This window comes from Dyadobacter sp. OTU695 (assembly GCF_038440355.1).
Classification (GTDB): domain Bacteria; phylum Bacteroidota; class Bacteroidia; order Cytophagales; family Spirosomataceae; genus Dyadobacter.
In genome coordinates, this window is the sequence record NZ_JASATN010000002.1 from 358,449 (window position 1) to 384,373 (window position 25,925).

The following is a 25,925-nucleotide window of genomic DNA, read 5'->3' on the forward strand; positions in this document are numbered from 1 at the left end:
CCATTAAATCCCTAAATATCAGACAATCATGAACAATGCCATCAGCTGGTTTGAAATACCAACCACCGACCTGGATCGTGCAACAGCTTTCTACGAATCAATTTTTGAGATTAAATTTATTCCGCTCGATGCGCCGAACCTGAAAATGCGCATGTTTCCCGTCGATGATATGGCAACTGGCGTCGGCGGGGCGCTCGTATATAGCGGTGGGTTTCACAAGCCTTCCGCAACGGAAGGCCCGTTGATTTACCTGAATGCGGACCCCGATCTGCAAATCGTGCTTGACCGCGTATCTGCCGCAGGCGGCAAGGTAATAGTTCCCAAAACGCAGATCAGCCCCGAGTATGGCTATATGGCTGCATTCATCGATTCGGAAGGAAACCGTATCGCGCTGCATTCCTCACCGGCCAGATAACCTTCAAAGCTCAAATTTTGAACTGCAAAGTCAGATAAAAGCCCCGCCCGTCGGATGGCAGGATACCCGGGCCGGGATAGCCTGTTGCCCGGCGGGTGAAATACATTTCGTTAGTCAGGTTGTTGACGCTGGCCTCAGCCCTGAACCGCTTCCATTCATAAGAAAAGCTAACATCCATGATCTTATAGGCCGGGATCAGTCCGACCACCGATGATACGCCGCCGTCGATGGCATTGGTTGCCTCCGAAAACTGGTCGGAAAGACGGGTGAGCTGAAAGGAGCCTTTCAGCTTTTTGTAGCCCAGTCGCAACCCTGTTTTCAGGTTGATTTTCGGCACAAATTCCACCTGGTTACCCTGCACGCCCGGAATCTCACTGTGCCTGTATTCTGATTTGATGAAGGCGACATTGGCAAATAATACGCCACTCCAATCTGTGTTCTCCGGCCTTGCCAACCTTAGCAAATCTGCTTCTGCGTAAGATTCGATGCCCATAATAATGGCCTGTCCGACATTACTTCTAAGGCGCAGCACCCGGTTATTCTCGTCGTAAAACTGCACCTCGCCTATGCGGTTATCGTAATTCAGGTAGAAAAGGCTTATGTCATAATTGTAAAGTGAAGTTTGCTGGCTTCGCACACCCAGATCGATCGAGTAGCCTTTTTCGTCTTTCAGGTTGGGATCGATGACCGAGGACGGATTGGCAATGCGCATATCGCTGAAAGTGATCGAGCGGTAGTTTTGCGATATATTACCGTAGAGCTCGACCTTCTCGGTAGGCTTGTAACCGATCCCGATGCCGGCAAGCAGAAAGTGGCGTGCGTTGGTGCGGTATTCGTCGGTGCGGGAAATATTGATCACATTGCCTGCAAGGTCGCGGGCGATGTTGCCGTAGTAGCCGTCGGCGGTGGTTTTAATGTATTCAAAACGTACGCCGGGAGTGACCGAGAGCTTGTCGGTAAGGTAAAAGATGTTTTCTGCAAAAAGAGACATGTTCCGGTTGGGAAACCGGTAATCATAAGTGATGAACCGGTCGGGCTCCACGAAATTAAAATCGGCGTCTTTCCCCTTGCTACCCAGTCCCTGTAAGTTGTGATTGTAACCGTAGTAATACCGCCCGCCCAGCAGCAGTACCGACATTTTCTTGGCCACCGAATACCTTCTTAGATAACGGGCCTCGGCACCCCAGTTGGTGAAATCGCCCTTGATCAGATCTCGTTCGCTGTTGTCGTCGATGGTCGCCACGCGGTTAGGGCGAAAGCCCAGCGAGTAGCGGTTTGCCGCCAGCCCGAAAACGCGCAGGTTGAATTCATTGCTTGCATTGAAACGGTGGTCGAAATGCAGGGCGGCCATATTCCAGTTGACCTCAAACCAGTTTCGCTCGCGGTTTGTCTGGCGGGGATTTTCAGCAAACATCGCATCGGAGAGTCCGCCGGGCTGTTTAGCCAGGTAATGCATGTGCGTGATATCCAGGCCGATAGTTGTTTTGTCCGAGAGCTTGTAGTCCAGGTCGGTATAAAAAGTATAGTTGTTGAATTTCGAGTTCGCTCGCCAGCCGTCGGCCCTTTTGTATTGGAAAAAAGTGTAGTAGCTCAGCTTTCCCACGGTCCCGCTGGCGCTGGTAAATGCATTGTAAAACCCGAATGAGCCCGCACTCTGCCGCGCTACCACCTCGATTTTGCGATCCTGAACCGGTTTTTTCATCACAAAATTGATGAGCCCGCCAAACTGCGTACCATATTGCAGCGATGCAGCCCCGCGCACGATCTGGATCTTGCCAATGCCCTCGATAGGAGGGGTATAATAGCTTTCGGGGTAGCCCAGGGCATCGGCGCTGATGTCATAGCCGTTCTGGCGCACGTTGAAATTCGCCGTACGGTTAGGGTCCAGGCCACGGCCGCCAATATTGAGCTGCAAACCGCCTCCTTCGTTTTCCCATATGTTCAGCCCGGCCACGCGAGAGTAGACCTGCCTGGCGTTATTGGTCGATAAGTTCGCTACCAGCTGGTCTGGCGTGATCACTTCCGATTTTTTGCCTTCATAAATCCCCATGCTTTCCACGCCGCGCAGCCGTGAGAAGCCGAAATCCGCTGCTTTTTCCGTCACAGTCAGCTCATCCAGGTTCTGCTCAGAGGAGGTCAGGTAAAGATCGAAATGAAGGTCCTTGCCACGGGCATTGAACTGTTTTTTCTCAATCCGGTAACCCGACATTGTGGTCTGAAGGGTGTAATTGCCGTTTGGCACCGACGGAAAGACAAACCTGCCCTGATCGTCTGTAACCGTGGTAAGATTTTCGTTCAAAAAAATGACGCAGCCCTTGATTGCTGCCGTGTCGGATTTGGAGAAAATACGGCCTGACAGGCTGGTCTGCGCCAGTGAAAGACTGCTGATCAATAGCAGGAGGGGTAAAAATTTAAAGACCTTTAATTTCATTGTCAAATGGGGTAATCCAAGATTTATGTCGGAAGGTGTCGGTTTGTTTGGCTAGATCCACATCCGGGGCGATGAGTGGTTTGCCGGTGCGCCCGTTCAGCGCTACGTATGAATCCACGTATACATGCGGGTGGGTGAAGCCTCGCGCAGCGTAGTGATCGCGCAGCATATGTGCGTATTGCAGGATCATGTCGGGTTGGGTGGACATCATTTTTTCCTGCAAGCTTGTCAGAAAATCGTTGTTGTTCACGATCTGGCGTTTCCCAGTGGCGTCCGTGACGGTAAACTGGGTGTAACCCGCTTTTTCCATGAGCATAACCCTCCATGAAAACCGGTAACCTTCCTCGGTCCAGAAAAGCTCGCCGGGGTAGAGCAGGTACCGGAACGGAAATGTGATTTGGAATGCAAAAAATGCGATAAAGACTGCGTGAAGAACCGGTTGCAGCCATGCAGGGAACCGGTAATATCCCGCCGGCCTGATGATTGCCGATGGCAGCCGCAGCAAGCGACAGACCCGGTCGATCAGCTTCTGATGAAATGCTGCGGGAAAAAAGACGAGCGCAGTCACGATCATGATGTAGGGAAACATGCCGATTGGGAAAAGCAGCGAGGTCAAAAGGTGGAATACTACAACCGAGGCATATGCATAGGGCCTTGTATGCCGGTTCCAAAGCAGCAATCCGATGCTCAGGTCATAAATGCAGCCGATCCAGCTGAAAAAGTAGGCAGTTTCCAGGTGGTTGAATAGCGGACCGATCAGCAGGATGTCGTTTTTAGCAGGCAACCATATTTTCAGCGGCAGCGCATGTAAAAGCCAGTCGCTGTTGAGCTTGGCAATGCCGGCGTATAAGTAGAGCATGCATACGATGATCCGGACGCTGTCAAGGCACCAGGCAGGGATTTGTCCGGCCCGAAGTGCCTTGTTCTGCCACGCATCGACGGAGAACATTGTGTTTGCCGGCAGAAAGATGAGCATAAAGCAAAGCAGGCTCACAAAATAATAATGGTTCAGGTAGGTGCTTTTATCGATGAGCTCGATGTAGGTGAAGCTCACAAAAAGCGCAACCGAAGCCAGCCGGTAATGCCAGCCGATGGCCAGCAGCAATGCGGAAATGCCACAAACCGCGAATAGGAGGTAGGTCCATTCGCCTAGTGGCCTTACAAATTCGAAACCATAAAACGGGAAGAAGAACCGCGGGCTAATGTACAAATCCCTGACCCAACTCGAAGCCACAAAACGGACTGTGCTGGTCAGCAGCATCAATCCGAAAATGACCCTGAACACAGCCAGGGGGGCGGCGGAGGTGTATTTTTGCAGATATGCCCGCATGGTTTGTGCTAGTCCCCGTCGTTATCGGTATAGGTAATGGTAATGCTCATGGCCGAGGTCATATCCACTTTCAGCATCCGTACGGCTTTCTGCATTTCGGCGTAGGTGTCTTTCATGAGCTGGTTATTGGTTTGAACTTCCTCATACAGGCTCGGCCTTAGCGCATCGAGCTTGCCGGCAGCGGCCTGAAACTGTGCGTTGATACTTTCGCTGAGTGGTTTGCCCGTTCCGCTATCTTTTGCACCCAGTGCATCCAGGTAGCTTTTGAGGCCCGGGCCTGCCTCGCCTGTCACAGCGTGCCTTCCGTTGAAGAAGTCCACGTACGCTTTATGCGCTGCCAGGGCAAGCGCTTTGGAGATGTCTTTTTTGTAAAAAGCCTCTACTTTCTCGGGGGCGGCAATGCCGTTGGCCATAGCACCCGAGGGAATGCCAAATTTGCCCGAACGGATGTAGCGCTCGTAATGCAGTACGGCGCCATTGACCATCAAAGAGGTAGATGAGCCAATATCAAGACCGGTTTTGCTGATGAAGGTATTGAGGTACTCGCCCTTCCAGTCGCCGATTACCTTGCCCAGCAGCGATTCCATACGCGTGATCAGGCGGGTAATGTATGCGAGTTTTTTGGCGGCGTCTTTGTCGGTGGTGTATTGTGCAAGAATGGCGCCGTCGCTGGTGCCAAGGCCGTTGAGCAGGTAATCAAGCGCGGGAAAACCTTGGGTGGCGAAGGATGCTGGTACCTCCAGGCTCGAGGTGGGGTCGGTAATATTGGCTGCGATACCTGCCTGGCTGGCAGGATAGATATTGAAGAAGTTTCTGATCGTCTGTTTTTCGCCCGGACCGAAATCGAACAGTTCTACGCGCTCCCATGCCACGTAGGCGTCAGCCCAGGCAGTGCGAAATTCCCCTAAAGTCTGGGCATCAGGCTTGGCTGTGAATGCTTTTGATTTTACTGCCATCAGGTCAAATTTGGTCTTGAACTGATCGTAGGAGGGGATGATGATATTCTCGGCCAGGGCTTTGAGCATTACTGACCGGTCTTTCCCTTCGTCTGTCGGCTGTGGATCGGGCTTTTCACTTCCGCTCGAACAGCCCAGGAAAAGCAATGTCAGCAGGAGCGCGAAATACTTTTTCATTCTTTTATAGGTTAGATTAAAACGACAAATGGTGGACCGGCAAAATTGCCGATCCACCCACTTGAAAAAAGGTAATGTAAGCTGTTACAGCTTGAATTTCTTGGTAATAGCCTCAGATGCTGCGTTGATCTTGTCGTTGGTAAGGTCCCAGAAGCCGTTTGGCGAACCGAGCAATCCCACAAGAATAGCGTCAGAGAAGGCTGCATCGGCACCGTTGATCGTGCAGAAACGTAACGAGTAAATAAAGCCAAGGCCTTCACCCATAGCGTGCGCACGGGCAGCATCGGTAGTTCCGCTTTTCCATTTGCCCAGGTAGCCCAGCGCTGCCGAAGCGATCGCCTTCTCCATTTCTGTGCGGATGAAGGTTGCCTGTGTTTTGAGCTCAGCTTTATCGTTGTTGACAATTGCCACGCGGCCTTTTACAAATGCAGGGTGGATTTTCGCATAGGATGCCTTGTTATATTCCCAGATGTATGAACCCAGGAATGACTCATTGGAATTGCGGGCTGCGTCAGTTGCGCCAGCCAGGTATACCGGGTTCAATGTGAGAAGACCATACGCTTCGTCCCAGTTGTGCTCCAGAGCGGTATATTTCTTGCCTGAGACCAGCGTTGAATTATCAGCTTCAAGCCCTTTATCCATTACCACGTTGCTGATGTAGTCGAGCTGCAATGCACCGATAAGGCCTTTCTGGATGATCTGGGCAATCTCGATACCTTTTGCATCTACCAGGTAAGTTCCAAGCTTGCCGGCTTTACCTTTCTCTGCGGTTGCTTTCACAGACTTGCTTGCCTCTGCCATTTCCTTGAAATACCGTTCGAGCGCCTTACGATCTGTTTCAGCCGATGACCTTGAAGAGGCTGTCAGGCTGCGAAGCTGCACCCCGGACGCATTTAAATCCGCGCCGACAACCGAGATCGTCGAGGTTTTGATGTCTTTGAACGGGTTACCACTATTCGCAAACATGTTCTTCATTACAATTGAATCGAGCGTGGCTGAGTCGCGCACGGCGCTGCCAAGGTAATAGTTCAATGCCTGGAACATCCTGTAACGGTCGTTACCTGATTTTAGATCAGCAGTCGTATCCCCTTTTGCGTCAATGAAAAGGCTTTTATAGGGTGTAGTAGGCGTTACTTTCGCGTAATCGATCTTGGTGCGAAGGTCTTGCTGAACAGGGGGTGCAGGCTCGTCGTCGTCTGAGCAGGAAACCAGTCCGAACGCAACGATTGAGGCGAACAGCGCGGCCCGCAGTTTAAAATTGTAGTGTAGCATTTTATCCGGTAAGCGTTTTTGTAAGGGATGTAACTGGGTGGTTTATTTAGATTAATTATAAACGGTGGCAAACATAGATATTATTTAGAATTGGAACAAATTATAAAGCAAAGAGTGTCAAAAGTTTTTTGGGATAAAATGAAAAAGGGGCATTCCTCTTTGAATGCAAGGCGTTTGGACCGGCATTCGAGGAATGTCCCTTTTGTAATCATTGGTTGTGAAGCAGGCTACTAGCTACCGCTTTCCGCTTTCTTTTTGCTGTTGAATTTCTTCTCGGCGGTCTTGGCCTTCTCAAAATCCAGCACTACGCCGTTGATGCAATACCTAAGGCCGGTAGGAGGAGGGCCGTCGTCGAAAACATGGCCCAGATGCGATTTGCAACGCCCGCACATCACTTCGATGCGGTGCATACCAAGGCTGTTATCGGCAGCTTCCACGATGGATTTTTTGCTGATCGGTTCAAAGAAACTTGGCCAGCCGCAGCCGCTTTCGTACTTGGCGTCGCTTTTAAAAAGGGGGTTGCCGCAGACGGCGCAGTAAAATGTGCCTATTTCTTTCGAATGCTCGTACTCGCTGGTGAACGGGCGTTCGGTGCCTTTCAGGCGCGCTACGTTGTATACTTCCGGCGAGAGGATTTTGCGCCAGTCGTCGTTGCTTTTTTTGACGGGAGCAGTTTCCGTATGTGAATACTCGGGGGCCTTCGCTGCCGGTTTGCTCTGGTCGGAAGGCGATTGGCCGTAGCAGTTTTGCAGCGTAAGGGCAAAAACACCGGCCATTGCGACCATGATGAAATTTTTCATGCGTTTATGATCTGTTTTTTCAGAATATACGATCAAAACAACCGGATAGGTCAAACAAATTCCCCGAATTTTATAACAAAAGTATCACAAAGCTGCTCAGATGAACACTGACAGGTCACGGACACCCAGCTTGCGAGCGGTGGTGAAGCCTTCGCCATATTTGACGCCGATCGCATGGCCCATCTCCTGCGCACGGGCGATGATGAATTCAAGGAACTCGGGTGAGGATATGTAGCTCTGCGGCTCGCCTTCGCCCTTGTATTCGGGCACGTGGAACTGGCTTTTAAAAGCCTTGACGGCCTGGATCTTCGTTTCGTGAAAATCGGTGATATCTACGATGAAATCAGGCGTAACATAACGGTCCTGAATGGAATGGAAGACCTGTTTGGGTCTCCATGCTTGCTGCTCTGCGCCCTGCTCATCGTAAGTCTTAATCATGCGCAGCCCGGAATAGAAGCTCGCCTCGGCAACCAAGGCCGCACCACGACCGTGATCGGGGTGGCGGTCATCGATGGCGTTGGTAATGATAATTTCAGGGCGATACTTGCGGATAAAGGGGATGATCGCTTTCTGATGCGCTTCGTCATTTTTAAAAAAGCCGTCGGCAAGGCCCACATTCTCCCGGACCTGCACACCGAGAATGCGCGCAGCCTCAATGCCCTCCTGAATGCGGCCTTCTGGCGTTCCGCGCGTTCCAAGTTCACCTTTTGTCAGGTCAACAATACCGACTTTCTTACCCAGCGCAATTTGCGCAAGCAATGTGCCGGCACAGCACAGTTCCACATCGTCGGGGTGGGCTGTGATGGCAAGGATATCTAATTTCATAATCTTATCAGCTTATTTAATGCGCAGTTTCTGCCCGATCCGCAGAGTGGTACGGGTGGACATACGGTTTCTGCGGGCAATAGATGAAATACTCACCCCGTAACGCGAAGCGATCGAGCCCAAGGTATCACCCGAGCGTACTTTATGCAAAATCGAGCGGGAATAAGCTGCCGGCGCGTCGCCTGCTTCAAATTCGCTTTTGGTTGATTTGCCACGGATATGGCTCCATGCCGCGCTGGTCAGCAGGAAATGGTCGGACTTGATGGCTGCACCCGGCCAGTCGAATATATGCTCAGGGTCGAAGGGGTTACCCTCGTAACGGTTCTCGTAATGCAAATGTGAACCTGAGCTTCTTCCGGTATTGCCTCCTAAACCGATTACTTCGCCGGCTTTGACAAGCTGGCCGGACTCGACCATTTGTTTGGAAAGGTGACCATACAAGGTTTCCAGGCCATTGTAATGCCTTACGACGACAAAACGACCATACCCGCTGCCGTCCCAGGCAACGATCCGCACCATGCCGTCATAAGTGCTGCGGACCGAATCACCAGTTTCCAGGTCCAGGTCAGTACCGTTGTGCCAACGGCCCCAGCGGTAGGCAAAATGGGAAGTTACCGGCGTACGCTCCATAGGTGTGGCCCACATGCGGTTTGAGGCCTGATCGTATAATTTGAGGTCCACCGGCTCGTCGAATTCGGCGGGGCTCAACCCGTAGGGGTTAATAGTGCGGGCATCCCAGATCACATAGTATTCAGCTGCCTTTACCCATTCATCTGCGACGAGCACAGAATCTTCGGCGATCACTACTTCGGTTTCCCCTTCGTCAATGGTAGCAGTATCTTCGTTGACGACGGGGTTCAGCGGTTTGACCGGCTCGAACTGGCTTTGAAATTTCAGGTTGGAGGTCTCTACCTCGTATTCGTCCTCAGGCTGGGGCGTGGCTTTGGTTGTCGGACCATCGTTTGCGTTGCTGCCCGACTGGTTAATCTTGGGGTTCTTTCGAAATTTTCCTCGCTCTTGCGCTTGCGTGTTCCAGGAGATCAGACACACGGCCATTAGCAAACAAACAATAAGCTTTACTTTCATAAGTATAATACCAAATCAGACTACGCTGGTGTTTACCATTCAACGTAGCCTGACTCCTATTAGGGGTTGTGCGATTAATTAAGCTGTTTCTTCTTCGATGATAACGTCCACTTCCCGCTCTACCAGGAATCTTTCAGCATCCAACGCAGCCATACAGCCTGTCCCCGCAGCGGTGATCGCCTGGCGGTATACATTGTCCTGAGCGTCACCGCAGGCGAATACGCCTTTGATATTGGTGCAAGAGCTTCCTTTAATGGTCTGGATATATCCGGTTTCGTCCATATGCACATAACCTTTGAAAATATCCGTGTTGGGTTTGTGGCCAATCGCAACAAAGAAACCGGTTGCTTGTAAAAGTTGCTCCTGGCCGGTTTTATTATTTTTAACCAGCACCGATTCAAGTCCGTCTTCGCCGTTGAGCTTCACCGTTTCGGTGTTCCACAGGATCTCGATGTTGGGCAATGTTTCAAGGCGCTTCTGCATGATCTTCGATGCGCGCATTTCGTCGCGGCGAACAAGCAGGTACACCTTTCGGCAAAGCTTGGCAAGATAGCTGGCCTCTTCGGCAGCTGTATCGCCGGCGCCTACCACTACCACGTCCTGATTACGGAAGAAGAAACCGTCACAAACCGCGCAGGCAGATACGCCGCGGCCGTTCAGACGCTCTTCATCTTCCAGACCCAGCCATTTGGCAGAAGCGCCTGTTGAAATAATGACCGCATCGGCGATGATCTCGTGCTTGTTGTCGATAATCACTTTATGGGGATAGCCCGTGAAATCAACAGCGGTAGCCAGCCCGTAGCGCACGTCGGTGCCGAAACGTCTAGCCTGTTTTTCGAAATTGATCATCATTTCAGGGCCGGTAATGCCGTCGGGATAGCCGGGGTAATTGTCAACTTCTGTGGTGATGGTCAGCTGGCCGCCCGGTTGGGCACCTTGGTAAAGTACAGGATTCAATCCCGCGCGGGATGCATATATGGCGGCTGTGTAACCGGCAGGGCCGGAGCCGATAATTAAGCAAGAGACTTTCTCGGATGACATGTTAATATAAAACTACTGTTAATGACGAATGTTCTACGTTTTGGCTGGAAATTCCAGTGGTGCCAGAGAAGGCAAATCTTTGTGTGTGAACCTGGATTCTGCCTTATTGTACCTGTTGGTACAACAAAGGCAGACTGACAAAAGTGCAAAATTTCAGCCCGTTATGCAAATGCATTTAAAGGATGCGCCACTCGATCCTTCGGTTTTTTTGCCGGTTTTCATCCGAATCGTTTGGTGCCATGGGCTTTGTCTCGCCATAGCCTTTGGCCAAAATCCGGTCGGTCGCAATTCCCGACTGTTGCAGATAATATTGTACCGACTGTGCCCGGCGTTGGGAGAGTGCCACATTCTCGCTATCCGAACCTACATCGTCGGTGTGGCCGGATATCTCTATTTTGATGGTTTTGTTCTTGCTCAGAAAATCAGCCAGCTTGTTTAGCTCCACCTTGGATTTTTCATCGAGAATGTATTCGCCTGTCTTGAAAAAAATGTTGTTCAACACCTCGGCGCGGTCTTTCTCGATCGCTTCCAGGGGAATTTCAAGGTCGACAAACGAATGGGTGTCATCCACTGAGAACGAAAGGCTTTTAAAGAGGTAACCTGCCCTTGAAACAAAGAACGCATATTCGCCTCCGCTGTTTAGCACGGCCAAAAACGAGCCGTTCTGACTGTCCGAACTGAACGAGCCAACTTTGGTCTGGGTTTTCAAATCGAAAAGGTCGATCTCGGAGGCTAGTACAGTCCCCGTTTTTTTATCAAAGACTTTGCCTTTCGCATAACGCGTAGGGATAATGGCTTTTTTCAATGTCTCCGGAACACGGAATGTATAGAGCAGCGAGCGGCCGCTACCTTTCTCGGTATTGTCGTCGGTATAGTAGGCATTCTCTCCGTTGGCCGCGATGAAAAGTCCTACCTGGTCGGAAACCGTGTTGATAGGATAGCCAATGTTGACCGGCAGCGCCCATGCCGTATCTATTTTCTGGGTGATAAAAATATCGAAGCCACCCATTCCCGGCAGGCCGTTGGAAGAATAAAAAAGCGTACGGCCGTTTGCGTGGATGAAGGGAGCGTTCTCATCGTCGGTTGTATTGATGATTGTTCCCAGGTTTTTGGGAGCGGTCCATTGCTTTTTATCATCCAGGCGCGTTACCCAAATATCGCGTTTGCCCACGCCGCCTTTACGGTCGGAAGCAAAATAAAGCGTATGGCCATCGGCCGATAGCGAAGGTTGCGATTCCCATTCTCGCGAGTTGACCTGTTGGCCCAGGTTCAGCGGCTGGCTCCATTCTTTTCCTTCTTTATGGGAAATGTACAAATCGCAGCTGCCATGGCCGTCGGGCCGGTTGCAGGCCGTGAAAACAAGCGTGCGACCGTCTGCGGACACCGTGCAGGTACCTTCATTGTTCGTAGTGTTAATGGATTTGGAGATTTCCTCGGGTATGTCCCAGCGGTCAGCCGAGCTGCGGTCCGTCGAGCTACCACCCTTTAACCGGCGGGTGAAATAAATATTCTCGTCGCGGTTTTCGGTCAGTCCGGTGAAGATCAGCGTCTCATCATCGGCAGTCAGTACCGGGAAATACTGTGTTCCCAGAAAATTGACGGTATCACCCAACGATTTTTTCTCAATAGTCAGAGGATTTTTGGTTGCCTGCTGGGCAAACCGGGAAGATATCACCGATTTTTCGGCCAGCCGCCCCAGGCTCGATTTTGGGGGGAACAATGCCAATGCTTTTTCAAAATAAAACTGCGCCGAATCATAGCGCTGCAAGTTGAAATGGTCGCGGCCGATCCACTGAAATGCCGTCGCCGACTGAGGGGCGTCCGCTTTGAGACTAATGGCCTTGTAGTAGTGCTTGCGGGTAAGGTCCGTCTTTCTTTGCAGTTCATAAATCTGCGCCAAGCGCAGATGTGTATCGTAGCTGTTCGGCTCGATTTGCAGCACTTTCTCAAACAGTTCTGTTGCTTCGGAAAGCTGCCTTTCCTGCCATGCTTTTTGTGCCTTATCGTATACTTGGCGCGCTGTTCTGGATAATGTAACGTCCTGAGCGGAAACGTATTGAAGAGTGGAGATGCCTAGTGCGAAACAAAAAAGAATAACCCGGTGCATTATGGAATGTTCATAAACTTGTGAGTTTGTAACGACATTTTCCATTTGGGATTGTCTTTGATATAGTCAATTATCAAAGGCAACATCACGTCCTGCTTACTCCATTCGGGTTGTAACAGAAGGGTACAATCCAGCGAAACTTTGGCGGCGTGCTCTTCGGCGAAGTCGAAATCGCTTTTATTGTAAATGATTGCTTTGAGCTCGTGGGCGTTGGCGTAGATGTCCGGGTGCGGGGTTTTGAACTTTTTAGGTGAAAAACACACCCAATCCCAGTGCCCGGTGAACGGATAAACGCCAGAGGTTTCGATATTGGTTTTAAAGCCTGCCGCCTGTAATGCGCTGGTGAGCTCATCCAGGTCGTACATCAACGGCTCCCCGCCGGTGATGACAGCCAACCGGCCGGGATATTGTAATGCGCCGTCCACGATTGCGTCGATCTCGAATTTGGGATGAATGCTCGCATCCCACGACTCCTTCACGTCACACCAGTGGCAGCCCACATCGCATCCTCCCAGGCGGATGAAATAGGCGGCACGACCGCTGTGCTGGCCTTCACCTTGTAAGGTGTAAAAGGCTTCCATCACCGGAAGTTCAGAAGTAACGATAGGCAACGTTTCGGTAAGCAAAATCTTGTAATTCTTAATGTTGAAAAAAGTGTAACACGCCTGGCTGGCGGAAAAATCCTGTAAAGGTACAAAATTCAAACTAGCTGTCTTCGATATTGGTTCTATCAAAAGTCGCATATTTGCAGTTATGAATACAGTACCAATCCATCAGCAGGAAGTTATTTGCGCGCTGGCTACGCCCTCGGGCGTGGGGGCGATCGGTGTTATACGCGTGTCGGGCCTGGGCGCTATTGCCCTGGTCAACAGCGTGTTCAAAGGGAAGAACCTGGAAAAGGCCGAAAGCCACACTGTCCATTTCGGAACGATCAATGCAGGTGAGGAAATCATCGACGAAGTGCTCGCGACGGTTTTCAAAACTCCGCGCTCGTTCACTAAGGAAGATTCGGTTGAAATTTCCTGTCACGGCTCGGATTACATCATCCGGCAGATATTAAAGCTGCTCATCACCAAAGGCGCGCGCATTGCCAGGCCCGGTGAATTCACCCAGCGCGCCTTTCTGAACGGCCAGTTTGACCTGGTGCAGGCCGAGGCCGTTGCCGATCTTATTGCGGCCGACTCGCAAGCCAGTCATAAAACTGCGCTGAACCAGTTGCGCGGTGGTTTTTCCAAAAAACTCGCCTCGCTTCGTACAGAGCTCATCCACTTTGCCTCAATGATTGAGCTGGAACTGGACTTCGGCGAAGAAGATGTAGAATTCGCCCAGCGGGACGATTTGCGCAGGCTTATTGAAGCCCTGCTGGCAACGATCCAACCGTTGATCAGCTCGTTTGATTTCGGTAACGCGATTAAGGAAGGGGTTCCGGTAGCCATCATCGGCTCGCCGAACGTGGGCAAATCGACCTTGCTGAATGCATTGTTGAATGAAGAAAAGGCGATAGTAACGGCTATTGCAGGCACGACGCGCGATGTCATCGAAGACACCATTGTACTTGATGGGTTGAAGTTTCGCTTCATTGATACCGCCGGGATCCGCGAGACGACCGATGTTGTGGAGTCGATCGGTATCGAGCGCTCGAAAGCGGCAATGGATAAGGCTGATATTGTGATTTTCTTGTTTGATGGCGCTGCGACACTTGCCGAGAATAAGGCATTGGCTGCATTACTGCCTGGCAAGAAGGACCTGGTTTTTGTTTTAAATAAGACGGATATTAATCCTTCGCTTGCTTCCGAACTAGCTGGCGACGCATTAGATATTATTCCCATTTCCGCACATACCCAGCAGAACTTGTCTGCATTGACGGGTAAGCTCGTTTCACTCGTGCACGGCCAAGCCGCTGGCGACACGGTTGTCACCAACTTGCGGCATTATGAGCATCTGGTTAAAACATCCGCGTCGTTGACAGATGTTTTGAATGGATTGGCTTTGGGTGTTACAGGAGATTTTCTGGCGCAGGATATCCGGTTGGCGCTGCATCACTTGGGAGAGATTACGGGGACGATTGTGACGGATGATTTGCTGGATAATATATTTTCGAAGTTCTGTATCGGGAAGTGATTTTCGTAAAACAACAATAGATAACACTATACAAGCGTCTGAAAATTTGGATATTTGGTCTGAATTTTCAGACGCTTTCTTTTAGTGAACTTTCGATGGTTTACTGATTTTGTCCCTTTTTGCTTCGCAAGATAGGAAAGGTCAAATTTCTAGAGATGTTCAAAGAGGTGGAGAAAGTCGCACTCCCGGTTACTGTTTTAAATAAGTTAAAGGAGGTCCGACTCTTTCAAAGCCATGTTCCTTTCTAAGGCGGTCCCTTTCTGCTTCCGACATATTAGCAGCCACTCCTGCGCTAAGTTTCTTAAAATACTCTTCCATTTTACCGGCAGGCTGATGGCATATGATCAACCTTGCTTCTCCCTGCCCGACTTTTGCAAATGTATGTGGTACTTTTCTTGGACCAAATACAAAGTCGCCGGGCCGGGCTGTATAGGTATTGTCTCCCACGCGGACCAGGAACTCCCCCTGTAAAATATACCACCATTCATCTGTATCATAGTGCGTATGGAGTATGGGGCCACCTTCCTTTATTCGTGTTGATTCAAAAACATACATGCCGCCGTCAGTATCTTTGGTTGAAACTTTACAATAGAAGGTATCCCCTTCAAAAGGAGAGATGTTTTTATCAAACCTATCCTTGCCGGCATCAACTTTGAAGCCCTTGTTTTCTCTGGTTTTGGATTTACTTCCAGCGTTCGCATCGAAAAATGCATTAAAAAGAGCACCGATGGCAACCCCGAGTCTTAGAAAAGAGTTACGTTTCATAGATTTTGCTTTAAGGCTTTAAAATCAGAAAATTAGAAACACCAGTATCTGAAATTAATCAGCAATGTCGGTAGCTGCACTACCATGGGAGCATTTCGATGTGAGAAGCAGGGCGTGAAAATCGGCTATGCCAGTATATGGCCGGAACGGTATTATGTTACAAGATACGCAGAATAGGGAACAATTTTAGCATCTGAAAAATCTGGAAAGTAGTACTCGTTCGAGTCTTGTTCGCTGCTGCACCTTACACCGTCTTTTCCATCAGTTTAAGTCGCGAAAGAATTGAATGGCAAAGGCGGGGACAGCTCGCAAGTTTGACTGTAATTCGTCAATAATATCCCTCATCTCATCAATCATCGATGTGGCAGGCAGCTACAATTCATTAGTTTAAAGGAAAATTCGTACGGCCACGCGTTTCCAAAAAATAGTCATAATCCTAATTCTAACCTTCGGTTATCTCCAATCACCTACCGGGCAAGCCAAACCTATCAAGATAACCGGCGGCCACATTACCGGGACAATCAGTAAATCCGGTGACGTAAAGATATTTGAAGGAATCCCCTATGCCGCTCCGCCAACTGGTGACCTCCGGTGGAAAGAACCACAACCTGTGAAGCCCTGGAAGGGCGTTCGAAAATGTGTTGACTTCGGCCCCAATGCGGTCCAGGAAAAACCAGTCCCTCCTGTGCATACGGTGCAGAGATTTTGATCCCTGCGAACGGGAAAATCAGCGAAGACTGTTTTTATCTCAACGTATGGACGCCGGTTAAGCACGATGGTAAAAAGAAACCGGTGCTGGTCATTCCATGGCGGCGGGTTTACCAGAGGTTCCGAGCGCTGCGAACCGAAAGGTGCGTGTTTTTAAAAGAAATGGCCTGAGGCTTAAAATGCCTGGCCATTTCTTCGCTTATCAACCGTTTGTTATTTAAGCATATACTGAATCGAGCCCCCGTCAACGGCGATATCGGCCCCGTTAATGTAGGCAGCGGCATCAGACGCCAGAAACAATACGGTGTTGGCAACTTCGTCTGCGTTTCCAAGGCGTTGGAGGGCACTTCTCGACGCCAGATAATCCTGAATTTCCTCGGACGCAACAGTGAGCAGTCCGGGAGTCTGGATCGGGCCCGGGCTGACGACATTGATCCGGATCTTCCGTTCCGCCAGCTCATTGACGGCAATGTCGGCTATTTTGTTCAATGCAGCCTTGGTCGCAGAGTACACGCTGCTTGCGACACCAGCGGCGGCCGCTACGCGGGATGAAGTGAAGATTACGGAAGCACCGTCAGCCAAATGCGGTATCAGCTTTTGAAGAGTAAAAAAGTGACCCTTCACATTGGTGTTGAATTGCGCGTCGAAATCAGCTTCTGTGACATGCTGAATCGGCGCGTAAATGCCGATGGCCGCATTAAGGTAAAGTACATCGACTTTTTTGCCACTTTCCGCTACCCATTTTTCCAGGACCGCGATCCCGGTCATATTCGAGGTGTCAGCGGCAAGTGTTTGCAGATTCGCACTGTCGATCTCTTTGGCTGCTTTCTGTAAAGTTCCGGGGTTTCTTCCGGTGATCAGCACATTGGCGCCCTGTTGAATAAATGCTTTGGCAGTAGCAAGTCCAATTCCCTGGCTGCCGCCCGCTATGACTACATTCTTGTTGCTGAAATTCATTGCTTTAAAATTTTAAATATACTACAAATTATATCCTGAACATTTACTTTTGTAACTTGGTTACCAGAAGTAACAGTGTATTCCGGGTAACCAAGTAACTTATGGAGGAGCAAATTTGTCACAAAGCGGATATCAGGGCGATCCACGACGCTATGGATATTTTAAGTGGAAAGTGGAAGGTTTCCATTCTTTCTTCAATGTGTTATTACAGCAAAAGACGGTTTTCAGAAATTCTGAATGACCTTGAAGGCATTTCCAACAAACAGTTGAGTAAGGAGCTCAAGGAGCTTGAAATGAATAAGCTGGTTAAAAGGACGGTTCTCAGCACACAGCCTGTGACGGTTCAGTATAATCTGACCGAATACGGCTGGACACTACAAGACCTCATTCATGATCTTGCCGCATGGGGAACGAAACATCGCCGGGTGATTATGGGCGAGCCAAGTGCACATGATGAGGTATCAAGTAGAGGCCCACTCCAACCGAAATGAATGTGACATCGAATGTATCTACAGTAATTATGGTGGATCTCTGACGACAATCCACCACTGACTGGGAAAGCGAGGCGGACCTTTGCTACGGTCGATTCTGGTCGAGTACACACATCATATGTGCATTGTAATGGTTTTTTAACTTGCCAGCGAGCTGCGTTCAGTACCTTAAGAATAATATTCATGCCAAGTGCTCATGCGCTACGAGTGAGCAAATGTTGGAGTAACATAGTATCGTTTGAATTCAGACGAGGAGACTTTTGCGAGATAACGGGGTTATCTGGGAGATTTGAGCATTAATCAAAGGGTTCTGTGACCGGCTATCATAAATAGTCCATCACTAATAGTCCATCACTAGGTCTGACCTGTCGGACGAACCATTAAAATGGCGGCGTTTAGTCGGTGCCAGCGATTTTCGCTCATGTTTTTGATTTGGTATATTGGGCGATAAGGTTGTTGATTGATTGTAATTAGGATGCATTGATAATGGGTAATGGAGAATAGAATTGAAATTTATGAAAGCCCTGACGGGGAGGCTCAGTTGGAAGTAATGTTTGAGCAGGATACCGTATGGCTTAGCCAACAACAGATCGCTGAGTTGTTCAAGCAAAGCAAACAGAATATCAGTCTTCACATCGGGAATGTCTTTAAAGAGGGTGAATTAGAGAAAGTTGCAACTGTCAAGGATTACTTGACTGTTCAATCTGAGGGCGATCGCAAGGTGAAACGGAAAATCAGCTACTATAATCTGGACGTGATCATTTCCGTAGGTTATAGAGTGAAGTCACGCCAGGGAACAAAATTCCGTATTTGGGCAACTCAACGTTTAAAAGACTACTTGATTCAAGGCTATGCGATAAACGAGCGCCGATTGGCTGAAAAGGAACAGCAGGTACGGACCCTGAAAGATGGTATACGTATTCTGGCGCGCTCAATTGAGGACAAAGCAAGTTCGGAGGCATTGGACTGGCTTGCCACGTTTGCGAAAGGACTAGCACTGCTGGATGACTATGACCATGAGCAGTTGGACAGGAAGGGCCGGACTGTGCGCCCGACCGCATATCCAGATTTAACAGAGTATCACGTTGTTGTTGATGCAATGAAAGCCGACTTTGATTCAGCTGTCTTCGGAAAGGAAAAGGATGGAAGCTTTCAAAGTGCTATCGCGCAAATTAGCAAGGGCTTTGGTGATGAGGATTTTTATCCATCTGTGGAAGAAAAGGCTGCGACTTTACTCTATCTTATCATCAAGAATCATAGTTTTGTCGACGGCAACAAGCGTATCGCCGCGGCATGTTTCCTGCTATTTTTAGAAAGAAACAATTTGTTAATATCTGACAGCGGTGATCCAATTATTAGCAACGAGGCGCTAGCCAGCCTGACACTTTTTGCGGCAGCCAGTAAGCCTGAGGAGATGGAGACAGTAAAAAATCTCATCATCAGTATACTCAACAGAAACCAATAATTTTTGTATCTTATTTGGTTCTTGTGTTTATTAATTAATTGATAATGAGCATAATGAATATTTTGTATCGGCAAGTGATTCTAGGCGGACTAGGCCACTATTGACAGGAAATGGCCCTTTCGAATTCAGGTTTTTGGTGTTTTTCTTACCGATGTTTTGATCTTACAATTGTTCTAAATTTTGTCCTTGCAACAAATAAATCAAAGCAAACAGCAAGCATCGGTTGATTGGTATTGTTGGCCATCACTTTCCTTAGTAGAATGACCGTTGACAGCTAAGTGAGGATTGATTACTGTGGCAATCGTCTCCAAAATTGGCAGTTCTTGAATTCCGGATTGGAGTGATCAGTGGCTCTGCAATCTCCACTTTTTTTTATGCAACCCCAGTCAATTTTTATTCAATATTAATCTGTGCAGTCTTTCGTCTTTGAGCCAGAGGAATTCCCAAGCCAGTATGGTTGTCTCTGCTGAAAATATCCGCGAAGAAATGTTCTTTTATTAGCGTGTCGATAATGGGAACAAATTTCTGAGCTGATCCCACGGCTGTCGGCCCGGTTAGCTGCGTCTGCACGTTTCTACCAAAAGCAAATTTGCCATTCTCAAACTTCTAGGCAGATGGCCGTTTACCCTCAAAACTCCTAATGCCCTACATTCTGCGAGCTTTGGTGCTCCGCGAGAGTAGCTGTTGTGAGAGCACAGTACAGGCAAGGCTCAGAGTAGGGGAGGGCATGAGGATTGGTCTGGGAATCGAGAACTTTCATATCGCGACATTGCGATATGAAAATTCTTATTGAGTTTGAAGCATGCGAGCCTCGAAGACAGAAATATTCACAGAGCAACAAAACCAGATCGCGTTGTAACTATTCTTAGGGTGGCTCCTGTTTGGCGGATCAAAAAAAAAGTGGCAGCTGTAACCTTTTTACTGACTGGCAGTTTCCACGCAAATCTCAATTTCGTGCCATGAAAAACCGCCAGTCGCTCCTTGTAATGTTGCTACTCACGCTTCGGTTGGGAGCCAACCTTTTCGCCCAGCAACAGCCCGACAGTGATTCTTTCCGAATTAAGGAAAAACTTGATGCCTTTATGACCGAACTGTATGAACGTGGACAATTTACGGGCGCTGTTCTGGTCAGCAGGCGTGGGAAAGTCGTTTATGAAAAGACCTTCGGCATGGCCGACCGCAAGCAGAAAATCCCTTTCACACCCGACACGCAGGAATACATTGGCTCGGTTTCGAAGCAAATGACAGCCATGGGTATCATGATCCTCAAAGACCGTGGCAAGTTGACTTACGGACAATCAGTCCGCAATTACTTTCCGGAGCTCGCTGAATGAATGCAACCTGTTACCATTCTCGATTTGCTCCGACATACAGGTGGCTTGGAGGATTTTTATGATTTCCCGGATATGACCGAACAAGATGTTTTTGAAATTTTAAAGAAGCAAAAAACATTAAAATTCGAGCCCGGCACAATACAACGGTCAAAAGAACCTGTTTCACAATGGTTCGTTTGGAGGCTACAAAGCCTATAACGAAATACTGACCGGCGAGCAGATTAATATCATCCATCTTAGTAACCTCCGGCATACGTCAATGATGGGGATTAGGGCAGCGATCATCAACATTCTCAATGGAAGCCCCTACCAAACAGTGCCGAGATCGATCGGTGCCTGGATATACCGCGAAAAGCAAACCGAGGGTGCCGATTCGATGATAGACCTTTATCAGCAAATCAAAGGCTCTGTCGAAAGGGATAGCTTTGACTTCGCAGAAAGTGAGCTCAATACACTGGGTTACCACCTGCTGCGGTCTGCCCGCGTGGATGATGCCATTAAAATTTTCACATTGAATACCCATGTCTACCCCAAATCGGCCAACGTGTACGACAGCTTGGGGGAGGCTTATCTAAAAGCGGGAAATAAAGAGCTCGGACGGAAGAATTACTTGAAAGCGCTGGCTATTCACCCTGCAGATAAGGATTTGCAGCTGCGAATAGCGAATATTCGGTAAACTGATCCGTCAGAGTCGATAAATCGATTCCGTCGCCACCTGTTCAGAGGGGAAACATCTTTAAAGGTAGTCGGGACCGTTTGAAACGGTGGCCTGCCGTTGAACATGCCTGCTAAAACTGAAACATTGCTTTCATATGCTGCAAGTCTTCTCAAAAGATTATCCAGAAATAGCACTGGAACCGCGGCTTCGCCTATTTGTTCAAATGACGGTCTTGGTCATGTGCGTTGTCGGGGCTGCCTTCATCAGGACCTTTACTTTGACCGTCAAATTCGGTTAGTGGGTTAAAGAATTTATTACCGGACAACTGCCCAACAACAATTACCTGTCGGTTTAGGATTTCGACCAACACTTTACAGTTTTTTATTTGTTGCCAGGCTTGAACGCCACAGATTTCCAAACATCTAAAAACGAATTTACCCAGAAAAGGGAAGTCACCTGAGGCTCCTCCACGGTGACCTGACATAAAAACTTCGTGTCCGCCGAAGCGAAAGTTTGTTCCCTTGACGTTGATCTCAAGTGCTGCGCTCACGTAAAGATTGTTACGAGGATCCTGGGGAAAGAGGCCCCACTCATTCCCGGCGAAACTTTCCCTTTCAACGTTTTTAACGGCTCAAATCAGGATAACAGCAAAGCCGGGTAAATGCTGGATAATGTCAGTGTACAAGCAACCACGATTAAAATAACCATCCAGATATTGGGATTAAACAAGGACCGTGGATGCAATCGAATCTTTCAATGGTGGGGCATATTGAGCGCGCGTGCCATTTGGCCAACATGCTAGAAAAATAATGGTAAGGAAAAGTCTCAAATGCATCGATTTGCTCGGTTTGGTTAATTTTAATTTCCTCTTTTTGATTTCCAGAAAATCACAGCCAGCGCGATAAGTACCAGCATCGCAGCGACTGCTCGTACCTCGTAATATTCGTCTCTTTTTCGATAGGGCGTGTTTGTAAACGAATTGGGTTGCAGGTACAGATAGCCGTTTTTATTGTCGAGGATCACGTTGAACCTTTTTAGCAGGTCATTGCCCAGGATCATTGACAGTCCTTTTTCGCCCATATCCCGTGTCTTATATTCAAATCCCGAAAGATGGTGCTTGCCAATGGCTAGCTTTGGAGTCATTGTCTCATTTAAACCGAGTATACCCGCCAGTTCGACTATTATCCGATAAGTCATCGGTACGTCGGTACTATTAAGGATACAGGTGCGTGCACCGGTATCAAACATGGCCCAGCCACTTTGCGATTTCTTGCCGGTAGTAAGCTTTACATTTACGTACGGAATGATACCTCCGTCCAGTACGACATCATGCCGGGAATAAAAAACCGTTTTCGAGGGTAGGGTATCGTGGAGGACCAGTATTCTCTGATCGTGATTGATTTCCAGTATTTTGTCTCTGAATAAGGAGTTGCCGATTAGAAGATCTTCGTTATCGTTCATATTGTTGGCAACAGCAATGCGCACGCTATCCCAAACCAGATTTTCTATTTGCAAGAGATTCTTACTTGCCGAAGGTACCTGGTTGACGCCGTCCGAGTTCACAAGGGTTACCTGCTCATCGAAGTTCATTTTTACTTTTTTAACCGAGGTTTTATTGATGATCGTCCCTCCGGCGCCCAGGTCAAGCTGTATATCCTTGACATCAGAACCATTCAACCTTGCTTTGACGTATACTTTATGGTTATTGCCCAGCGTAAAGGGGATGGTGTCTGGTCCTGTACCCGCAGTTTTTCGCAAATAAGTATCAGGGTTCTTGTACCGGGCTGAAATGCGGGTATAGCAGCTGTCTTTTCCGTTCACCAGGATAATGAAATTATATTCTTGCCCGTAACTTATATCGAATGAGATGGAATCCTGGTCTGTAATGAAAGTTACCTTGTGGGGTTTTTCGGGAATCTCAGGATAATAATAATCCGGTTTTCTTTCAGGCATGGTAGCCCAATAGCCCGATTTAAGGTGGTTCCCATCTCTGATATCAACCGGTTTGGAAGTCGCTCTCACAACAGGTAGTTCGCTTTGTGCAAGGACAAGTTGTACATAGAGCAAAAGGAAAGTGGTTATGCATTTCCGCACTGTGCTTAGCATTACTATGTTCTGTTTTAGCGGCATTGGAACTGTCCGAATTGTTTACACATGATCTGTCAACTTTAATCTATCCCAGAAGCCGAGACATCGATTTTCTGCTGTATGACTATTCACTTTTTAAACTCTTCACCGGATTCACCAACGCAGCTTTGATAGTCTGATAGCTGACAGTTAGCAGGGCGATTGCCGATTTGGGCGTCAGTATAGCTGATTGCCGCATAGTAGGCATGCCGGAGTTTTTGAGCATAAGCAGGTGAGACCGGTTTTTCCAGTGAGGCTTGCTCCTCACCAGATAAGTACTGGTTGAGCTCCCTGCTCGCGTGCAGGCTCGCGGCGTTTGTGTTTTGGGGAATATTTGGAGATGGAGTCAGCGTAATTTTTGACTCGTCATACAAATCCCAGTATTTTTTTGGGGCATTAAAAGGCAAATGCGGCTTGAAAAAGCCGACGCCGAGGAAAAACGGTTCTTTTTTTGCTGTCAGTTCTTTCAGCTTTTTAACGGCTAGATCGGCCGTTAGTCCGTCCGGGTAGCCCTGGTCGGCAACCTCTGCCGCTTCATATGGTTTTACCTGACCCTTTTTTGTTTGCCTGTTGCTGCCGTCGGCATAACCGAAAAACGCATTCCAGCCGGTGCCCCATTTCCCGGCATCGAACAGAATTTCATCCCAGCTGTTGGGAAGCTCGGCCTTGTCACTTTTGGAGTCGGTATATCCATACACATAATCATCGGGAGAATGACTGATTTTCCCGATCCCAACAGTATAATAGCCATTGCGTCGCAAATTGTCGATGAACGTCTCGGGCAAATCAGTTCGGGTTTTGCCAGCAATACATTGTTCAATAGCTTCATTTTTGATCTCGGTGGCGTTCCGCGGCCGGCGGCCCGTAAGCAGGCTATACCGCGATGCACCACAGGTCGGCTGGGTTACATACTGTCGTCGGAATACAGTCGCACGCTTTGTCAGTCTTTCCAGATTCGGCGTCTGCACCTGAGTGTTACCATATACCTTCAAATCAGGCCGAAGATCGTCAATACAGATAAAAAGGACATTGGGTTTACTGCCCGCAGATTTTGTCGTGGTCTGCGCGGATGCAGTCAAAATTGCTGCGAGTAAGGCCACTCCAAAGGCTAACGCCGCACGCTGTGGCGATGTATTCATGATTGCTGCATCTGCTACGTAAACGTTAATCCAAAGGAACGCTATCCAGCTGAATATCCCAATGAGCATCAAGGATTTCGAAACGGCGCTGCTCCTCCTTTTTCAACTTTTCAAGATCAGGATATAGTGCCTTTTTATATGGTTCGGTCAGGTTAGGATCGAATGCGGCTTCGGCGTTTTTGAAGACGAGCGTGACACGGTAGTCCCACCGGCTTTCTTCGGTCGAATGTAACCGCGGCTTTTCAGCCTTGATCGACAACAGGTCGCCTTTTTCGAGTGCTTTTTTCAGCAAGGGGTAGTGGTTCTTTTTATAAAGGGCGATGAATTCGTCTGCCAGCCCCCATTTAACTTTGTAATAACCTTCGACAATAAATCCGGCCTGGGCCGTCTGCGCAAAAGTGCGGCTACCGAAGGATCCCACGAAGATGATCAGCAGCATCAGTGTTTTTTTCATAAGTAAGAATTTTTGAAAGGGACGTGTGTAAAGACAGTTAAATTTATTTTAAATGGTTAACTCTATCAAATAAATAGAATATAGTTGTGCAGTGTACCACCTTTGATAAATGCCCGCCTGCACATTGGCCCGGCCGGTGGTAAACTGACCAACATTATTGATATAGCTGACCGGTGACTTTTGAATTTTCTATCTTTGCATTAAAATCTATTTAAAAGATAGAATAAGTATTTTTAAATGAAACTCAAAGCAATTACACTTGGTGGTCTGTTCGCCGTATCGAATGCCGCTTTTGCTCAGGACAAACCCGTGCTCGTCGAAGGAACTGTCCCCGGCGCAGGTTCGGGGTACGTGTATCTGGAAAAATTCGAGGAAAAGATTTTCTATCCGATCGATTCGGTCAAAATCGAAGGCGGCAGGTTTAGCATGAAAGCTTCGCTGAAACTCCCGGAGCTTTACGGCCTGACGGTCGATAAGAAAAAGGATCCGCTGTTCCTGTTTCTGCAAAACACGAACAAGGTTAATGTCACGCTTGATACCGCTGCGCGTTACCACCAGGCGAAGGTGACGGGCTCGCCTGCGCAGGACCTGTTCGAACAATACAAGGCGAACCCGGATGTGAAAATCGATGAATTCATTAAAGCCAATCCGGCCTCGATCGTATCTGCATATGTGCTTTACCGCAACTTTGCCTACCGCCTTTCGCCGGAAGAAATTGAGCGGAATATTGGCCTGCTCGATGCATCCCTGCACCAGACGCCATACGTGAAAACCTTACAACACCTGGTCGTGACTCTGAATAAGGTGAGCATCGGAAAGCCGGCAATTGATTTCACGGCCAATACGCCAGAGGGCAAGCCCGTGAAGCTGTCCGACCGTTTCGGCAAATACCTGCTCGTTGACTTTTGGGCCGCCTGGTGCGGGCCTTGCCGCAAGGAGAATCCTAATCTCGTAAAAGCGTACGAAGCATTTAAGGACAAAGGCTTCGATGTGCTCGGTGTTTCGCTGGATAAGAGCAAGGACGCGTGGATGAAAGCCATTGGGAAGGATGGCCTGGCCTGGACGCAGGTTTCCGACCTGAAATACTGGCACAGCGAGCCGGCAGCACTTTACGGGGTAAGGGCTATTCCCGCCAACTTCCTGATCGACCCCCAGGGTAAAATCATCGGTAAAAACCTGAGAGGAGAGCAGCTGCACAAGAAACTGGAAGAGCTGCTCGGCGCACCCGCCACAACGGCTCCAAGCAGATAAGATAAAAAGTACCAC

General features: G+C 48.7%; 24 protein-coding genes and 1 pseudogene. 9 read left to right on the plus strand and 16 right to left on the minus strand.

Translation table 11 applies throughout. The features are described 5' to 3' along the window. The first annotated feature begins 28 nt into the window (after positions 1-28). Complete coding sequence (locus AAHB90_RS07310; protein WP_342084279.1) at positions 29-415, plus strand: VOC family protein; 387 nt, start codon at positions 29-31, stop codon at positions 413-415. Positions 416-425: 10 nt separating this feature from the next. Here AAHB90_RS07310 and AAHB90_RS07315 read toward each other — a convergent pair whose 3' ends face one another. The 10 genes from AAHB90_RS07315 to AAHB90_RS07360 all read right to left on the minus strand — a co-directional run bounded on the left by AAHB90_RS07315 (position 426) and on the right by AAHB90_RS07360 (position 13,021). Next, entirely contained in the window at positions 426-2,846 is a 2,421-nt protein-coding gene (locus tag AAHB90_RS07315; protein ID WP_342084280.1) for a TonB-dependent receptor domain-containing protein, read from the minus strand. After that, a complete protein-coding gene (locus AAHB90_RS07320) occupies positions 2,827-4,176 on the minus strand; it encodes an HTTM domain-containing protein (RefSeq protein WP_342084281.1) in 1,350 nt (449 codons plus the stop codon). Before AAHB90_RS07320 ends, AAHB90_RS07315 begins: the two co-directional genes overlap by 20 nt. An 8-nt stretch (positions 4,177-4,184) precedes the next feature. Beyond that, a complete protein-coding gene (locus AAHB90_RS07325; RefSeq protein WP_342084282.1) occupies positions 4,185-5,309 on the minus strand; it encodes an imelysin family protein in 1,125 nt (374 codons plus the stop codon). A gap of 84 nt (positions 5,310-5,393) precedes the next feature. Further along, positions 5,394-6,581 carry a DUF4856 domain-containing protein gene (locus AAHB90_RS07330; RefSeq protein ID WP_342084283.1) on the minus strand — a complete coding sequence of 396 codons (1,188 nt, stop codon included), beginning with the start codon at positions 6,579-6,581 and terminating at the stop codon, positions 5,394-5,396. A gap of 230 nt (positions 6,582-6,811) precedes the next feature. Next, positions 6,812-7,381, minus strand: coding sequence for a peptide-methionine (R)-S-oxide reductase MsrB (msrB, locus tag AAHB90_RS07335; protein ID WP_342084284.1), 570 nt, complete (start codon positions 7,379-7,381; stop codon positions 6,812-6,814). Between the two features lie 96 nt (positions 7,382-7,477). Further along, positions 7,478-8,206, minus strand: coding sequence for a bacillithiol biosynthesis deacetylase BshB1 (bshB1, locus tag AAHB90_RS07340; protein ID WP_342084285.1), 729 nt, complete (start codon positions 8,204-8,206; stop codon positions 7,478-7,480). Between the two features lie 12 nt (positions 8,207-8,218). After that, entirely contained in the window at positions 8,219-9,292 is a 1,074-nt protein-coding gene (locus tag AAHB90_RS07345) for a M23 family metallopeptidase (RefSeq protein ID WP_342084286.1), read from the minus strand. A 78-nt stretch (positions 9,293-9,370) separates the two neighbouring features. Further along, positions 9,371-10,333 carry a thioredoxin-disulfide reductase gene (trxB, locus tag AAHB90_RS07350; RefSeq protein WP_342084287.1) on the minus strand — a complete coding sequence of 321 codons (963 nt, stop codon included), beginning with the start codon at positions 10,331-10,333 and terminating at the stop codon, positions 9,371-9,373. Between the two features lie 175 nt (positions 10,334-10,508). Further along, positions 10,509-12,440, minus strand: coding sequence for an OmpA family protein (locus AAHB90_RS07355; RefSeq protein ID WP_342084288.1), 1,932 nt, complete (start codon positions 12,438-12,440; stop codon positions 10,509-10,511). After that, complete coding sequence (locus tag AAHB90_RS07360; protein WP_342084402.1) at positions 12,440-13,021, minus strand: 7-carboxy-7-deazaguanine synthase QueE; 582 nt, start codon at positions 13,019-13,021, stop codon at positions 12,440-12,442. The genes AAHB90_RS07355 and AAHB90_RS07360 overlap by 1 nt, the downstream gene beginning before the upstream one ends. A gap of 172 nt (positions 13,022-13,193) precedes the next feature. Here AAHB90_RS07360 and mnmE point away from each other — a divergent pair, with 172 nt between their 5' ends. Further along, the gene (mnmE, locus tag AAHB90_RS07365) at positions 13,194-14,561 is read left to right on the plus strand and encodes a tRNA uridine-5-carboxymethylaminomethyl(34) synthesis GTPase MnmE (RefSeq protein WP_342084289.1); all 1,368 of its coding nucleotides are present in this window, start codon (positions 13,194-13,196) and stop codon (positions 14,559-14,561) included. 189 nt (positions 14,562-14,750) lie between these two features. Here the strand turns inward: mnmE and AAHB90_RS07370 are convergent, their stop codons facing one another. Continuing rightward, positions 14,751-15,326, minus strand: a complete 576-nt coding sequence (locus AAHB90_RS07370) for a cupin domain-containing protein (RefSeq protein WP_342084290.1) — start codon at positions 15,324-15,326, stop codon at positions 14,751-14,753. Positions 15,327-15,819: 493 nt separating this feature from the next. On the opposite strand from AAHB90_RS07370, the gene AAHB90_RS07375 reads away from it, so the two are divergent. Then, the gene (locus AAHB90_RS07375) at positions 15,820-16,035 is read left to right on the plus strand and encodes a carboxylesterase family protein (protein ID WP_446717886.1); all 216 of its coding nucleotides are present in this window, start codon (positions 15,820-15,822) and stop codon (positions 16,033-16,035) included. Beyond that, entirely contained in the window at positions 16,032-16,205 is a 174-nt protein-coding gene (locus tag AAHB90_RS07380; protein ID WP_342084291.1) for a hypothetical protein, read from the plus strand. The genes AAHB90_RS07375 and AAHB90_RS07380 overlap by 4 nt, the downstream gene beginning before the upstream one ends. Positions 16,206-16,247: 42 nt before the next feature. On the opposite strand, the gene AAHB90_RS07385 is transcribed toward AAHB90_RS07380, so the two are convergent. After that, entirely contained in the window at positions 16,248-16,991 is a 744-nt protein-coding gene (locus AAHB90_RS07385) for an SDR family oxidoreductase (RefSeq protein ID WP_342084292.1), read from the minus strand. 101 nt (positions 16,992-17,092) lie between these two features. On the opposite strand from AAHB90_RS07385, the gene AAHB90_RS07390 reads away from it, so the two are divergent. From AAHB90_RS07390 to AAHB90_RS07405, 4 genes are all read left to right on the plus strand, one after another. Continuing rightward, the gene (locus tag AAHB90_RS07390) at positions 17,093-17,482 is read left to right on the plus strand and encodes a winged helix-turn-helix transcriptional regulator (protein ID WP_342084293.1); all 390 of its coding nucleotides are present in this window, start codon (positions 17,093-17,095) and stop codon (positions 17,480-17,482) included. A 493-nt stretch (positions 17,483-17,975) separates the two neighbouring features. Next, positions 17,976-18,947, plus strand: coding sequence for a RhuM family protein (gene rhuM, locus AAHB90_RS07395; protein WP_342084294.1), 972 nt, complete (start codon positions 17,976-17,978; stop codon positions 18,945-18,947). Between the two features lie 959 nt (positions 18,948-19,906). Then, positions 19,907-20,281 (plus strand): serine hydrolase domain-containing protein, encoded by a 375-nt coding sequence (locus AAHB90_RS07400; RefSeq protein ID WP_342084295.1) that lies wholly within the window; start codon positions 19,907-19,909, stop codon positions 20,279-20,281. A gap of 259 nt (positions 20,282-20,540) precedes the next feature. Then, positions 20,541-20,957, plus strand: coding sequence for a tetratricopeptide repeat protein (locus AAHB90_RS07405; protein WP_342084296.1), 417 nt, complete (start codon positions 20,541-20,543; stop codon positions 20,955-20,957). Positions 20,958-21,150: 193 nt separating this feature from the next. On the opposite strand, the gene AAHB90_RS07410 is transcribed toward AAHB90_RS07405, so the two are convergent. From AAHB90_RS07410 to AAHB90_RS07425, 4 genes and pseudogenes are all read right to left on the minus strand, one after another. Next, on the minus strand, positions 21,151-21,489 hold the full coding sequence (locus AAHB90_RS07410) for a hypothetical protein (protein WP_342084297.1): 339 nt from the start codon (positions 21,487-21,489) through the stop codon (positions 21,151-21,153). Between the two features lie 308 nt (positions 21,490-21,797). After that, a complete protein-coding gene (locus tag AAHB90_RS07415; RefSeq protein WP_342084298.1) occupies positions 21,798-23,045 on the minus strand; it encodes a retropepsin-like aspartic protease in 1,248 nt (415 codons plus the stop codon). Positions 23,046-23,287: 242 nt separating this feature from the next. After that, positions 23,288-24,274: pseudogene (locus tag AAHB90_RS07420) on the minus strand (sulfatase-like hydrolase/transferase); the annotation flags it as partial. Next, a complete protein-coding gene (locus AAHB90_RS07425; RefSeq protein WP_342084300.1) occupies positions 24,231-24,659 on the minus strand; it encodes a hypothetical protein in 429 nt (142 codons plus the stop codon). The pseudogene AAHB90_RS07420 and the gene AAHB90_RS07425, both read right to left, overlap by 44 nt. 237 nt (positions 24,660-24,896) lie before the next feature. On the opposite strand from AAHB90_RS07425, the gene AAHB90_RS07430 reads away from it, so the two are divergent. Next, entirely contained in the window at positions 24,897-25,910 is a 1,014-nt protein-coding gene (locus AAHB90_RS07430) for a TlpA disulfide reductase family protein (RefSeq protein WP_342084301.1), read from the plus strand. The last annotated feature ends 15 nt before the right edge of the window (positions 25,911-25,925 follow it).

Coding starts and splice junctions, on each gene's coding strand:
- AAHB90_RS07355 (WP_342084288.1), bottom strand. CDS start 12,440: ATGCACCGGGTTATTCTTTTTTGTTTCGCACTAGGCATCTCCACTCTT.
- AAHB90_RS07360 (WP_342084402.1), bottom strand. CDS start 13,021: ATGGAAGCCTTTTACACCTTACAAGGTGAAGGCCAGCACAGCGGTCGT.
- AAHB90_RS07315 (WP_342084280.1), bottom strand. CDS start 2,846: ATGAAATTAAAGGTCTTTAAATTTTTACCCCTCCTGCTATTGATCAGC.
- AAHB90_RS07310 (WP_342084279.1), top strand. CDS start 29: ATGAACAATGCCATCAGCTGGTTTGAAATACCAACCACCGACCTGGAT.
- AAHB90_RS07320 (WP_342084281.1), bottom strand. CDS start 4,176: ATGCGGGCATATCTGCAAAAATACACCTCCGCCGCCCCCCTGGCTGTG.
- AAHB90_RS07430 (WP_342084301.1), top strand. CDS start 24,897: ATGAAACTCAAAGCAATTACACTTGGTGGTCTGTTCGCCGTATCGAAT.
- AAHB90_RS07425 (WP_342084300.1), bottom strand. CDS start 24,659: ATGAAAAAAACACTGATGCTGCTGATCATCTTCGTGGGATCCTTCGGT.
- bshB1 (WP_342084285.1), bottom strand. CDS start 8,206: ATGAAATTAGATATCCTTGCCATCACAGCCCACCCCGACGATGTGGAA.
- msrB (WP_342084284.1), bottom strand. CDS start 7,381: ATGAAAAATTTCATCATGGTCGCAATGGCCGGTGTTTTTGCCCTTACG.
- AAHB90_RS07325 (WP_342084282.1), bottom strand. CDS start 5,309: ATGAAAAAGTATTTCGCGCTCCTGCTGACATTGCTTTTCCTGGGCTGT.
- AAHB90_RS07330 (WP_342084283.1), bottom strand. CDS start 6,581: ATGCTACACTACAATTTTAAACTGCGGGCCGCGCTGTTCGCCTCAATC.
- AAHB90_RS07390 (WP_342084293.1), top strand. CDS start 17,093: ATGGAGGAGCAAATTTGTCACAAAGCGGATATCAGGGCGATCCACGAC.
- trxB (WP_342084287.1), bottom strand. CDS start 10,333: ATGTCATCCGAGAAAGTCTCTTGCTTAATTATCGGCTCCGGCCCTGCC.
- AAHB90_RS07370 (WP_342084290.1), bottom strand. CDS start 15,326: ATGAAACGTAACTCTTTTCTAAGACTCGGGGTTGCCATCGGTGCTCTT.
- AAHB90_RS07405 (WP_342084296.1), top strand. CDS start 20,541: ATGATGGGGATTAGGGCAGCGATCATCAACATTCTCAATGGAAGCCCC.
- mnmE (WP_342084289.1), top strand. CDS start 13,194: ATGAATACAGTACCAATCCATCAGCAGGAAGTTATTTGCGCGCTGGCT.
- AAHB90_RS07345 (WP_342084286.1), bottom strand. CDS start 9,292: ATGAAAGTAAAGCTTATTGTTTGTTTGCTAATGGCCGTGTGTCTGATC.
- rhuM (WP_342084294.1), top strand. CDS start 17,976: ATGGAGAATAGAATTGAAATTTATGAAAGCCCTGACGGGGAGGCTCAG.
- AAHB90_RS07400 (WP_342084295.1), top strand. CDS start 19,907: ATGAAAAACCGCCAGTCGCTCCTTGTAATGTTGCTACTCACGCTTCGG.
- AAHB90_RS07385 (WP_342084292.1), bottom strand. CDS start 16,991: ATGAATTTCAGCAACAAGAATGTAGTCATAGCGGGCGGCAGCCAGGGA.
- AAHB90_RS07415 (WP_342084298.1), bottom strand. CDS start 23,045: ATGCTAAGCACAGTGCGGAAATGCATAACCACTTTCCTTTTGCTCTAT.